This is a genomic window from Bacteroides sp. 1_1_30, from assembly GCF_020982715.1.
GTDB classification, from domain to species: Bacteria; Bacteroidota; Bacteroidia; order Bacteroidales; family Bacteroidaceae; genus Bacteroides; species Bacteroides xylanisolvens.
In genome coordinates, this window is the sequence record NZ_JAJKHN010000057.1 from 1 (window position 1) to 13,742 (window position 13,742).

9 protein-coding genes are annotated in these 13,742 nt (G+C 42.6%); 4 read left to right on the forward strand and 5 right to left on the reverse strand.

From position 1 onward, the window contains the following. Positions 1-179 precede the first annotated feature (179 nt). A complete protein-coding gene (locus LPH68_RS16725; RefSeq protein WP_151923492.1) occupies positions 180-1,646 on the reverse strand; it encodes a glycoside hydrolase family 10 protein in 1,467 nt (488 codons plus the stop codon). Positions 1,647-1,755: 109 nt separating this feature from the next. Here LPH68_RS16725 and LPH68_RS16730 point away from each other — a divergent pair, with 109 nt between their 5' ends. Genes LPH68_RS16730 through LPH68_RS16740 form a run of 3 tightly spaced genes read left to right on the forward strand, consistent with a single transcriptional unit; the run spans position 1,756 to position 3,903 of the window. After that, complete coding sequence (locus tag LPH68_RS16730) at positions 1,756-3,186, forward strand: carbon starvation protein A (protein ID WP_087323873.1); 1,431 nt, start codon at positions 1,756-1,758, stop codon at positions 3,184-3,186. Continuing rightward, positions 3,183-3,413: a hypothetical protein gene (locus tag LPH68_RS16735; protein WP_004300962.1), complete on the forward strand. Its 231-nt coding sequence runs from the start codon at positions 3,183-3,185 to the stop codon at positions 3,411-3,413. The genes LPH68_RS16730 and LPH68_RS16735 overlap by 4 nt, the downstream gene beginning before the upstream one ends. Positions 3,414-3,417: 4 nt before the next feature. After that, the gene (locus tag LPH68_RS16740; protein ID WP_004300961.1) at positions 3,418-3,903 is read left to right on the forward strand and encodes an outer membrane beta-barrel protein; all 486 of its coding nucleotides are present in this window, start codon (positions 3,418-3,420) and stop codon (positions 3,901-3,903) included. Between the two features lie 96 nt (positions 3,904-3,999). Here LPH68_RS16740 and uvrA read toward each other — a convergent pair whose 3' ends face one another. Beyond that, complete coding sequence (uvrA, locus tag LPH68_RS16745; protein WP_004310291.1) at positions 4,000-6,771, reverse strand: excinuclease ABC subunit UvrA; 2,772 nt, start codon at positions 6,769-6,771, stop codon at positions 4,000-4,002. A gap of 16 nt (positions 6,772-6,787) precedes the next feature. Here uvrA and LPH68_RS16750 point away from each other — a divergent pair, with 16 nt between their 5' ends. Continuing rightward, positions 6,788-8,374 (forward strand): glycoside hydrolase family 10 protein, encoded by a 1,587-nt coding sequence (locus tag LPH68_RS16750; protein WP_182425092.1) that lies wholly within the window; start codon positions 6,788-6,790, stop codon positions 8,372-8,374. A gap of 111 nt (positions 8,375-8,485) precedes the next feature. On the opposite strand, the gene LPH68_RS16755 is transcribed toward LPH68_RS16750, so the two are convergent. The 3 genes from LPH68_RS16755 to LPH68_RS16765 all read right to left on the reverse strand — a co-directional run bounded on the left by LPH68_RS16755 (position 8,486) and on the right by LPH68_RS16765 (position 13,696). Beyond that, complete coding sequence (locus tag LPH68_RS16755; RefSeq protein WP_004300958.1) at positions 8,486-9,034, reverse strand: chromate transporter; 549 nt, start codon at positions 9,032-9,034, stop codon at positions 8,486-8,488. Between the two features lie 118 nt (positions 9,035-9,152). After that, on the reverse strand, positions 9,153-9,695 hold the full coding sequence (locus LPH68_RS16760; protein WP_004300957.1) for a chromate transporter: 543 nt from the start codon (positions 9,693-9,695) through the stop codon (positions 9,153-9,155). Continuing rightward, positions 9,692-13,696, reverse strand: coding sequence for a response regulator (locus LPH68_RS16765; protein ID WP_151923493.1), 4,005 nt, complete (start codon positions 13,694-13,696; stop codon positions 9,692-9,694). Before LPH68_RS16765 ends, LPH68_RS16760 begins: the two co-directional genes overlap by 4 nt. Positions 13,697-13,742: the final 46 nt, after the last annotated feature.

Genomic DNA, 13,742 nt, shown 5'->3' on the forward strand with positions numbered 1-13,742 from the left:
GGGCAGGAAGCAAACTACTGAGAGCCAAGATTCTTTATTCACAATAGAAGAAGTACCACCAAATTTGACGAAGAACCGTTTTTCAACTTTATAGTAGGAAAAACTTTCGTTCATTTCTGCACCGTTTCATTCTTTTTTATACTGTTTTGAAACAAATAAGTCGATTCTAAATACTTGGTTTACTGCTGGACCGTTTGCTCCTGTGTCGCTGTACTTTCATTTCCATAGCGGTCAATAGCCGTCACTGCGAAGTGCTTTTTTGCATTCCAAGGCAGGATAGGGGCATATACGTAACTCGTCTCTCGAATATTTTGTGCAACGATATTTTCTGGTCGGTTGATATCTACCGGATAATCATTAGAAGCATAAATAACATACATGGGCTTGTTGCGCTGATCGTTATCAGTAGCAGCCTGCCAGGTTAATTCCGTATATCCATTATCAATGTGAGTAACTTTCAGTACAGAAGGAGCAGTTGGCGCAATATTATCTAACCATGGCATCGGAGGCTGTAAAGCAGGGTATGCATAAAAATTCTCGGATAATTCATCATAAATCCCCTGCGTGTTCTCCATCAGGTATTTCACCCGGTAATGCCCTTCACCCGCCATTTTCTGCTTGCGGATAAAGTTCATCTGACGATCTATTTCGTCGCGTGTCCATTTACCTTCATCGGGATGGAGAAAATAAATGCCGAGTCCCGGAATCACCTGCCGTCCGTTGCTCTGTTCCTGCCAGTCGAGGGCGAAAGGGTAGAAATTGTTTCCCTGGAAATACATCATCGGATAAATCTGATCCATAATACCTTCTCCCATCCAACCTTGCGGGTCCTGATAAACGGTAAAGAAAGCATTCCATCCACGGGAGGGGTAACGAGAAGTATCACGGTATTTACCTACCGGGCAGGTACTTACTTTCACCCAAGGCTTCATAGCTTTTACACCTTTATATATATAACGTACAATTTCGGAGATATTATCCCGGCGCCACTGATCCAGTGTGCGTCCTTTATTGTATCGTCGGAAATCATATTTATCAGGAAAAAGAGGAGCATTCTCCGGATAACGCAGATAGTCGAAATGCACTCCGTCCACATCATAACCGCTAACGACTTCCCGCACCAGTTTCATCAAGTACTCCTTCGTTGCCGGATGTCCCGGATTGAGGAAATATTCGCGCTTGTAAGGAACGCATATTTCTTTCATCCGCTTGGTGACAGACTGACTGCCGAGCGAAGCAACATGCTTCTTATTTCCTAGTGGGATAGTTACCATCCAGGCATGACATTCCATCCCTCGCTTATGACATTCTTCAACGGCAAAAGCCAGTGGATCATATCCTGGATTTCCTCCTGTCTTTCCGGTCAGGATCGAATTGAAAGGTTCGATTGCCGAAGGATATAATACATCTCCACGAGTACGGGTTTGAAATAGGATAGTGTTGAAGTTGGCAGCCTTCAACTTATCAAGAATATCTATTAACTCTTCTTTCTGCTTGCGGATTGTTTGAGGGGTTGTTGCACGTGTGCGAGGCCAATCCAATCCGTACACCGCTGTCACCCATGCGGCACGAACTTCGTGCTTGGGTTGCGCAACAATTGAGAGGAAAGGAAGCAAAAGTGAAAGAATGAAAATAGTATAGCGCATATCCTTTATTTTTTGTTTTAAATCCCTGCAAAGTTAGTAAAAGTGTCGGTATTGTTGGGCTGTTTCGTGAGATTATGTTACATTTGCCAAGTTAAAAAAACGACACGCTATGATTACATTTACTCTATGCCTGCTGGCGTTGATAGTAGGCTATTTTACGTACGGACGCCTCATGGAACGCGTCTTTGGTCCTGACGACCGTAAAACACCGGCTCTTACCAAGGCGGATGGAGTGGACTATATTCCATTGCCCACCTGGAAGATATTCATGATTCAATTTCTTAATATTGCCGGATTAGGTCCTATTTTCGGAGCAATCATGGGAGCGAAATTTGGTAGCTCTTCATACTTGTGGATTGTGCTGGGAAGTATTTTTGCGGGGGCAGTGCATGATTATTTTGCCGGAATGCTTTCTTTGCGTAATGGGGGTGAAAGCCTGCCGGAAATTATAGGTCGTTATTTGGGACTGACTACCAAGCAGGTGATGAGAGGATTCACTGTCATTTTAATGATTCTGGTGGGTTCGGTTTTTGTTGCAGGTCCTGCCGGATTGTTGGCAAAACTCACTCCGGAAAGTTTGGATGCTACGTTTTGGATTATCGTTGTATTTGCATATTATATTTTGGCTACTTTGTTGCCTGTTGATAAAATAATAGGTAAAATCTACCCATTGTTTGCGGTTGCCTTGTTGTTTATGGCAGTAGGCATTCTGGTGATGCTCTACATTAACCATCCGGCTTTGCCGGAGTTATGGGACGGATTGCAAAATACTAACCCGGAAGCGAGCGAACTTCCTATCTTCCCGATTATGTTTGTGAGTATTGCTTGTGGTGCCATTTCAGGTTTCCATGCTACGCAAAGCCCATTGATGGCACGTTGTATGACTTCGGAACGGCATGGACGTCCGGTATTTTACGGTGCAATGATTACCGAGGGCATTGTTGCTCTTATTTGGGCTGCTGCCGCTACTTATTTTTTCCATGAAAACGGAATGGAAGAAAGCAATGCTTCTGTTATCGTTGATGCCATCACAAAAGAATGGTTAGGGGCAATCGGCGGAGTACTCGCTATTTTGGGGGTGATTGCCGCTCCGATTACTTCGGGAGATACGGCCTTCCGTTCGGCACGTCTGATTGTGGCGGACTTCTTGGGAATGGAGCAAAAAAGTATGCGCCGTCGTTTGTACATTTGTATTCCGATGTTTGTAGTGGCTATTGGTTTGCTTTTGTATAGTTTGCGTGATGCAAACGGATTTAATATGATATGGCGTTATTTTGCCTGGGCAAATCAGACATTGGCTGTGTTTACCTTGTGGGCTATAACAGTTTTTCTGACGGTATCCAAGAAACCTTATATCATCACTTTGATACCGGCACTGTTTATGACATGTGTATGTTCTACTTATATATGTATTGCTCCTGAAGGATTGGGACTTTCGCATACAGTTTCCTATGGCATTGGTATAGTGTGTGTAGTAGTTGCGGCAGTTTGGTTCTATATCTGGATGAATAAGCAAAAAACAAGAAAATTATCAGAATGAAGAAAATAAGAAAATCAACAGGAGTGGCGCTTGCATTCCTTATTTATGTATCCGTAACAGCGGCTTATTTGTTGCCTCGTAATACGGAGGTCAGCCTGACAGAGAAAATAATTACGGTGGCAGTTTCTTATGTCATCGTTCTTCTTCTTTGGCTGGTGCTTCGGAAAAAGGAACAAATGCGCGAACGCCGCAAAAAAGACGAACAATCTATTCACTTAAAAAAGTAAGTTTATGAAGAAATTAGCTTTGGCTCTTTGCTTATTGGCAGTCTCTTTTACTGCACAGGCGCAATTTGAGAAAGGAACTACGATTATTAATCCTTCATTATCGGGGTTGGACTTTTCGTATAGTAAAAACGATAAAGCAAAATTTGGAGTTGGTGCACAGGTCGGTACATTTTTTGCCGAGGGTATTGCCTTGATGGTAAATGCTGGAGCCGACTGGTCGAAACCAGTAGATGAGTATACACTGGGTACAGGAGTACGTTTCTACTTCAATAAAACTGGTATCTATCTGGGTGGCGGACTCGACTGGAACCGCTTCCGTTGGAGTGGTGGAAAACATCAGACAGACTGGGGACTGGGCATCGAAGCCGGATACGCTTACTTCCTTTCGCGTACGGTGACCATTGAACCTGCCGTTTATTATAAATGGCGTTTCAATGATGGAGATATGTCGCGTTTCGGTGTGAAGATTGGATTCGGTTTCTACTTGTAAGAGAGATTGATTTTTTTCATATATTAAGCCCTGCAGATATAGAACTTCTGCAAGGGCTTAATTACATAGATGTATTATTATAGTTTTGACGATTGCTTATCCTAGTTTTTCTTTCAGAAACTGCCCTGTATAGCTTGCTCCGCAGGCAGCAACTTCTTCCGGGGTACCCACTGCTACGATATTTCCACCCTTATCTCCACCTTCCGGTCCGAGATCGATTACATAATCGGCACATTTGATGACGTCCATGTTATGCTCGATGATAACGATGCTGTGTCCCCGGCGAATCAATGCGTCGAAAGCATCCAGCAGTTTGCGGATATCATGAAAGTGTAATCCTGTAGTCGGTTCGTCAAAGATAAACATCGTTGGGTCAGCTTTCTCCTGACTTAAATAAAATGCGAGTTTGACACGTTGGTTTTCACCACCGGAAAGGGTAGAAGAAGCCTGTCCTAATTTGATATATCCCAGTCCTACGTCCTGCAAAGGAAGTAACTTCTTCACAATTTTCTTCTGTCCATGTTCGTTGAAGAACTCAATCGCTTGGTTGACGGTCATCTCCAATACATCGTAGATGCTTTTATCGTTGAATTTCACTTCCAGCGTGTCGGATTTGAAACGTTTTCCGTGACAAGATTCACACTCCAACACCAAGTCTGCCATAAATTGCATTTCTACAGTAATGGTTCCTTCTCCTTTACACTCTTCGCAACGTCCGCCTTCGCTATTGAAACTGAAGAATCCGGGGGTATATCCCATTTGTTTCGCCAAAGGCTGTTCGGACCATAGTTTGCGGATTTCGTCGTAAGCCTTGATGTAAGTCACCGGATTTGAGCGCGATGATTTGCCAATCGGGTTCTGGTCTACAAATTCTACATTCCGCAGGTCACGCAAACTTCCTCCGATTGAAGTGAATTCTCCCGGTCGGTCACTACATTCGTCTAATTCACGTTTCAATGCCCGGAAGAAAATATCTCTTACCAATGTACTCTTCCCGGAACCGGAAACACCCGTAACAACTGTCATTACATTGAGAGGGATACGTACGTTTACTCCTTTCAGATTATTCTCACGTGCGCCTTTCAATTCTATATAGTTATTCCATGGCCGGCGATGCTTCGGAACGGGTATTTCATCTTCTCCTAAAAGATAACGTACCGTATAACTGTTGCTTCCCTTCTTTAAATCCTTCATATCTCCCTGGTAGACAACTTCTCCACCTAGGCGTCCGGCATTGGGACCTATGTCGATAATGTAATCGGCTGCACGGATAATTTCTTCATCGTGCTCTACCACCACTACCGTATTTCCTAATTGTTGCAGTTGACGCAACACATGGAGCAGACGGTCTGTGTCACGGCTATGCAGTCCGATACTTGGTTCATCGAGAATATAAAGACTACCTACAAGGCTACTTCCCAGCGAGGTTGCCAGATTGATACGCTGGCTCTCTCCACCCGATAAGGAATTACTAAGCCGGTTCAAAGTCAGATAGCCCAAACCTACATCAATTAGAAAACGAATCCGGCTATTTATTTCAACCAGGATACGTCGGGATACGTTGTTGTCGTGTTCGTCCAGTTCCAAATGATCGAAGAATTCCTTCAGCTCTGTGATAGGCAAATCTACCAGTTCGGAAATGTTTTTTCCACCCACTCGTACATATCCGGCTTCCGGTTTCAGGCGGGTGCCGTGGCATTTCGGGCAAAGCGTCTTTCCCCGGTAACGCGCCAGCATCACCCGGTATTGTATCTTATATTGATTCTCTTCCAGCATCTTGAAAAAATCATTGATGCCGTGGAAATATTGGTTGCCCTCCCAAAGTAACCTGCGTTGCGCGTCTGTCAACTCATAATAAGGAGTGAAAATGGGGAAGTCGAATTTCTCCGCATTATGAATTAATTCTTCTTTCCATTCACCCATCTTTTCGCCACGCCAGCATACGATAGCTCCTTCATGCACCGATAATGAACGATCCGGAACGACTAAGTGCTCGTCGATGCCGATTACTTTGCCGAATCCTTCGCACGCCGGACAAGCGCCGATAGGCGAGTTGAATGAAAACATCTGGTCGTTCGGTTCTTCAAAGATGATGCCGTCCGCTTCGAATTTAGTGCTGAAAGTATGAAGTTTCGTAGTTCCATCCGATAGAAAAAAACGCAGCATACAGGTTCCGTCGCCTTCATACATGGCTGTTTCGGCAGAATCAGTCAGCCGGCTGATGGCGTCTTTGCTGTTGGCAACAGCCATACGGTCCACCAGTAGATATACTTCATCACCTGCCACAGGCGTATATTCATCAATACGCTTCATCTCACCGTTCACTTCGATACGGTTGAACCCTTGTTTCAGGTCTATCTCCAGTTGCTGTTGCAAGGTGCGGTCTTCACGCAGGCGGATGGGTGTCAGTACCGTATATCTTGTACCTTCCGGGTATGAGAGCATGCAGTTGACAATGTCTTCTGTAGAGTGCTTCTTTACTTCTTGTCCGCTGATGGGGCTATACGTTTTCCCTACCCGTGAATATAACAGGCGTAGATATTCGTAAATTTCAGTCGAGGTGCCCACAGTAGAACGGGGATTGCGGCTGTTCACTTTTTGTTCGATAGCAATGGCGGGAGGAATCCCTTTGATAAAGTCACATTCCGGTTTGCTCATTCGCCCCAGGAACTGGCGCGCATAGCTGCTTAAACTTTCCACGTAGCGGCGTTGTCCTTCTGCGTAGAGCGTATCAAAAGCAAGAGATGATTTTCCCGAACCCGATAATCCGGTGATGACAACAAGCTTGTTGCGGGGAATATCTACATCGATGTTTTTTAGGTTGTTGACGCGTGCGCCTTTGATCGAAATATAGTTGTTTTCTGACATAAAATACTCCTTTTTTATGGTAGTCGGCAAAGTTAGCGAATTTATCGGGAGTTTGTATTATCTTTGCGTCACATTATTACGATTTAAGAATATTATGAAGCTGAAAAACTATCTTTTACTTTTAGCTCTTCTTCTGGTGGTAGGAGTGAGGGCACAGGTGCCATCAGGCAATAAATATCCTAAACGTGAATTCCGTGGAGCGTGGATACAAGCTGTTAACGGTCAGTTTCGTGGCATTCCCACAGAGAGGCTGAAACAAATATTGATTAGTCAGTTGAACTCTCTTCAGGAAGCTGGTATTAACGCAATCATCTTTCAGGTGCGCCCTGAAGCGGATGCATTATACGCTTCCCAATATGAACCATGGAGCCGCTTCCTGACAGGAACGCAAGGGCAGACGCCTTCTCCTATGTGGGACCCGATGCAGTTTATGATTGAAGAATGTCAGAAACGGAATATGGAGTTTCATGCCTGGATCAATCCTTACCGTGTGAAGACTTCATTAAAGAATAAGTTGGCGCCGGAACATATTTATCACCAGCATCCGGAATGGTTTGTTACTTATGGCGATCAGCTATATTTCGACCCGGCACTTCCTGAAAGTCGGGAATATATCTGCAAAATTGTGACTGATATCGTGTCCCGCTATGATGTGGACGCTATCCACATGGATGATTATTTCTATCCTTATCCGGTTAATGGATTAGATTTCCCGGATAATGCGAGCTTTGCCCGTTATGGTGGAGGTTTCACAAACAAGGCAGATTGGCGTCGTAGTAATGTGAATGTGTTGATAAAGAAACTTCACGAAACGATTCGTGGCATCAAGCCTTGGGTGAAGTTTGGTGTCAGTCCGTTTGGTATCTATCGTAACCAGAAGAGTGACCCGTTGGGAAGTAATACCAATGGCTTGCAAAACTATGATGATCTTTATGCCGATGTACTGCTTTGGGCACGTGAAGGATGGATTGATTATAATATTCCGCAGATTTACTGGGAAATCGGCCATAAAGCGGCTGACTATGAGACATTGGTGAAATGGTGGGCTACTCATTCGGAAAACCGGCCGTTGTTCATTGGCCAGTCGGTGCCAAAGACTGTTCAGTTTGCCGATCCGCAGAATCCTTCTATCAATCAGCTTCCCCGTAAGATGGCTTTGCAACGTGCTTACCAAACAATTGGAGGCAGTTGTCAATGGTATGCGGCAGCTGTTGTTGAGAACCAGGGTAGATATCGCGATGCTTTAATCAGTGAATATCATAAATATCCTGCTTTGATTCCAGTCTTTGATTTTATGGATGATAAAGCTCCGGGCAAGGTACGTAAAATGAAAAAGGTATGGACGGAAGATGGCTATATCCTTTTTTGGACAGCTCCGAAAGCTGATACAGAGATGGATAAGGCAGTTCAATATGTAGTCTATCGTTTTGACAGTAAAGAAAAGGTGAATTTGGACGATCCTTCTCATATTGTAGCTATCACGCGCAATCCATTCTATAGACTTCCTTATGAAACAGGAAAAACAAAATGCCGTTATGTAGTGACAGCTTTAGATCGTTTACATAATGAATCGAAATCCGTAAGTAAGAAGTTAAAACTGTAAAGGTATAGAATAAACAACGATAAAACGGTGAACACTCTGCTGAATGATAACGCAGTTTATTCACCGTTTTTTTGTTTACTGTTTTTTTGTTTACTGTTCAGCCGCTCGTTATTAATAGAGCAGCAAACCTGCAATACCACAGGCGATAATCATTAATATCGGATTGGCTTTATATTTTCTTGTTCCGATGAATGCAATCAGAAAGATAATGATACTGATAACGAATGAATAAGTATCTTCCGTAGGCGAACCGAAGTTTTCTGCGTTCATTAATACCAACGCGGCGGAGGCGAGTAATCCGACTACTGCCGGGCGTAATCCATTAAAAATAGATTCTACTATCGGATGTTTCTGGTATTTTAGGAAGAATTTACTGATGGTCAACATCAAGATGAAAGAGGGAAGGACTACGGCAAAGGTAGCAATGATGGAACCCCATACGCTACCCGTAGAAGTAAACCCTACATAAGTAGCTGCGTTGATACCAATAGGTCCTGGAGTCATTTGGCTGATTGCGACAATATCCGTGAACTCCTGCGAACTCACCCATCCATAGCGGGTTACCACTTCGCCTTGAATCATGGAAAGCATGGCATAACCGCCACCGAAGCCAAAGAGCCCGATCTTGAAAAATGTATAGAATAACTGTAGGTAAATCATGTGATTAATAATTTATTATATAATAATTTTAGGCATGGATTACACGGATTTCCCGGCTTTTAGAATTATGAATCTGTAAAACAACAGCGTTAATCCGCGCCTTCTCAACTCTCCATTCTCAACTCTCAACTTTTCTAAATTTCCCCCACAGGAAACCTCCTACACCGGCCGCAATAATAATCCAGATAGGGGAGAAGCCCAACAGCCAGATTAATATTGCCGAGACAACAGGAATCCACAGATTGTAGCGGTTGATTTTTGCGGATCGTCCCATGGTAAAGGTCGGCGCCGCGATGAGTGCCACCACTGCCGGGCGAATTCCTTTAAAAATACGTTCCACTATCGGATTGTCTTTGAAACTATGAAAGAACAGGGCGATAGCCAATATAATAATGAAAGACGGCAAAATTGTTCCCAATGCTGTGATAATACTTCCCCGGATTCCACGCAGCTTATATCCTATAAAGATAGAAATATTGACTGCCAAAATTCCCGGTGCGGATTGGGAGATAGCCAGCAGATCGATAAAATCTTCCTGCGCAATCCATTTCCGTTTGGTGACAATTTCATTTTCAATCAGTGGCACCATTGCATATCCTCCTCCAATAGTAAAGGCGCCTATTTTAAAAAAGATTCCAAATGCTTCGAGATAAATGTTCATTCTTTCTTTTCTCCTCCTTCCTTACTAACTGCTTTTTTCTCTTTGCCATATTGACTGGGACTTACATTATAATGCTTCTTAAACACTTCGCGGAAGTACTTGGCGTCACTGAATCCCGTCATTTCTGCAATTTCTGTTATGCTATGTGTGTCTTCTTTTAGTAATTGTACGGCACGTTTCAGACGAATCAGCCGGATATAATCTCCCGGTGCCTGATCGGTTAATGCCCTTAATTTATTGTAAAAACTTGTGCGACTCATTCCCATCAGGCTGCATAATACATCTACCGTGAGAGCAGGATTGTCAATGTTATCTTCCACGTTCTTTTTGACGTTTGCTATGAATTTCCAGTCAATGTCTTGCGAACAGTTGATGCAGTCTTCATCATTTTCCTCATCATTCAGATCTAAATTTGCGAATTTGCTGCGCAATAGTGCACGGTTAGCCAGCAGATTGGCAACATTAGCTTTCAATATACCAATATTGAATGGCTTCACAACGTATTCATCCGCACCAATCTGAAGTCCCGAGAGAATATCTTTCTCATTATTCAAAGCAGTCAGCAGGATAACAGGAATGTGGGAGGTTTCGATATTATTCTTGATAGCTTGGCATAATTCATCCCCCCGCATTTCAGGCATCATAATGTCTGAAATAACCAGCTCTGGTTTGTACTCGGGAATAATCGTCAATGCTTCTTTTCCATTGGAGCAAACCTGTACGAAATACTCCTCGGATAACGTTTGCGACAGATAGTTGCGCAACTCATCATTATCTTCCACAATTAAGATACGACGATGATTTATGTTCTCTTTCTTCTGTGCGTTTTCGTAGATTTCAGGCGATGAAGACGGAACGTTTTCGATTTCTATACGCTGTTTGCTCGGAGTTGCCAGATGTGCTTTCCGGAAACGCTTGCTGTCTTTGGGGAACGTTATTTTGATAACTGATCCCTGGTTTTCGATACTTGACAGATTAATCTTTCCTTTGTGCAAACGGACTAACTTCCATACAAGCATCAGACCGATACCACTTCCTGTTACTTTGGAGTTAATGGCATTGCTGCCGCGGAAATGGAGCTTGAACAGCTTCTTTTGTTCGTTAGCCGGAATTCCGATTCCTGTGTCTCTGACTTCCACACTCCATGAATCTGTTGTTTCAGAAACGAAAACCTGTACATTTCCATTTTCGGGAGTATATTTCAATGCATTCGAAATGATGTTCTTAAAAATAGACTCCATTTTCTCTTTATCAAACCATACATTCATATACCTGAAATTACTTTCATAAGTGAAGTTGATATGTTTGATGTTGGCGTACTGCTGAAATGCATTGAATATTTCATTCATAAACGTGTTTAGTTCATGCTCTGAAATATATAGCTCGGAAGAATATACGTCCGCTCTCTCAAAGTTGATAAGATTGGTCGTCAGGCGTAGCAGGGCATTTACGTTTCGTAATGCCGTATTCATGTTCGAAATCCCTTCTTTGCTCAACTCCTCTTTCTCGCGTAGCTCTTCCAAAGGTGCTTTGATAAGGGTCAATGGGGTACGGATATCATGCGCTGTATTGATAAAGAAATGTATTTTCTCATCGGAGACTTTGCGTTGCTTCCTCAAAATCAGTATACGCAATAGGACGATGGCAATGAGACAAAGGATAGCTGTATAAACCAGCATGGCCCAGAATGTCAGCCAGAAAGGTTGGGCTATGATAATATCCATACTTCTTTCTTCAAGCATGATGCGTTTGTCTTCATTGGAGATGGCACGTACCCTTAGCGTATATTTGCCCGGGGCAAGATTGGTGTAACGAATCGTGTTCTCTGTTCCGGGTTTGCTCCATTTATCATAGAAACCTTCTAGCCTCCAAGAGTAAAGAATATTGGAAGGATAGTCATAGTTGATGGAAGAAACCTGCAAAGAGAATATGTTTTGATTGTATTTTAACTTTAGTACCTTTGTATCATTGATGCTTGCTTTCAACGGAGAATCCTCATCACCCGGATAGATTGTTTGATAAAAAAGCTTGAAATCGCTGAAAATCATTTTAGAAGAATAACTTCTGGGCAATTTCATATCCTTGTCAAATTCCACTGCTCCGTCAGAACTGCCTAAAATGAATTTATTGTTTTTCCGTAACGTACCTGATAGCGCATTGAAATGGGTGGTCATCAATCCCATATCTTTGGTCCAGTTATAGAATTTTTTCTCATTGGGATAAAAACTTGTCAATCCGCTTTCTGTACTCATGATTATATCTTTGTCCGCATCCGATAATATGGTATAGATATTATTGGATATCAAAGCACAGTTTTCCGTGTGGTAATGAGTGAACAGTTTTTTATTAATATCGTAAATCAATAGTCCCGACCCGCTGGTACCTATATACAATGAACCGTTTTTTGCTTGGTACAGGGAATAGATATAGCTCGACTCTACCGGAAGTTTTATGCGCTCGAATTTTCCGGATTCTTTATCTAAAAGACATAGGCCGGTGGCACTACCGATCCACATACTTTTTTCATCTTTCTCAACGATGGCGGTAATGGAATTTAATCCATCATAAAACCGTACTTCCTGCGTCTTCAGATTAATACGCTTGAGGTTGTAGAATCCTCCCGACCAGATATAACCCTGCATATCTGTACGAATATCACGTATATATTTATCCGGTCGCTTGTTTGTATGAGTGTACAAAGGCGGCATGAAATAGCTGACACTGAACGTTTTCTTATCTATCTGGTAAGCACCGGAAGAGTACCCGCCTGCCCAGATAATTCCGGGAGCCACTTCGCATATAGTAAGAAAGATATGGCTTTTATTACCTTGCGACTCTTCAAAAGCACTAAGCACCGATCGCCATTGTCCGGTCTTTGAATTAAAAAAACTGATGCCATTGTTCGTTGCAAACCATAAATCTCCCTCTCTGTCTTCAATAATGGCATTTACTTGATCGTTGATTAAAGACTGTTTGTTACCGATGGAGTGCTTAATCCATTTGTAGCTCGTATAACGGTTGTTTTGTATCGTGATTCCGATGGGATAATTAGCCAGCCATATCCGTTCTTCATCATCCACAAAAATGTCATTGATACTGTTACCGTTCATGCCACAATTACTGTTATAATCAGCCACAATTTCGGGTACTATTTGATAAGTATCCATATTTATTTTGTGTACTCCTCCGCCATCGGTAGCTATTAATAACTCTTTGTCATTTAGCGGCTTGAACCGTGTGATACTGATATCTTTCAGGTTATAATCCGGTCGTATGACGGATTTGGTATTCATATCATAAACCATAATTCCCCGCAAGAAAGTGCCGATGAATAGTTTCCGAATCTTTTTGTCGAAGTGTAAATCGCTTACTTGGGCTTTCACGCTCTCCAACTTATCGCAATTGATAAGTTTCAATGCGTTGTTTTCTAATTGGGCATAATGAATCCCCATTTCCGTACCGATGAAGAAATGCGATTCGTCTATTTGTTCAATATCAGTGATTTCTTCACTTATATCATTCTTTATATGGGTGACTTGTTTGGTGTCCGTATTATAGAGAAAGATAGTATCTTTATTGCATAGCCAGATGTGTTTGTTCTGGTCGAGCCAGGCATAAGTGACCGGGTCCGGCTGTTCGCTGAAACTTTCCATCGGTAATTTATATACAAGACTGAAGCAGTCGTGAATCTGGTCATACCGGAATACTTTTCCTTTTTTCCCGATTTCCCATAAGACTCCTTCCTGATCAATATAAAGCCAGTTTAGATTTAACAGAGAGTTCACTTCTGCGTCACCATCCATTAACTTATATCGTTTAAACTCTTTTCCATTGTATCGATCAATACCTTCGTGCGTGAGGAACCACATGTATCCGGTTTTATCTTTTTGAATGCAGTAAACCCGCCGGTTACTTAACCCATCCTCCACTCCGAGATATCGATACGTCTGCGCGACACAAATTAGAGGAAACAATAAGATTAGAAAAAGCCATTTTTTCATACAAATAGGACTTTTAAGGGTTATTGAATCTTTTATGAGGGGGAAA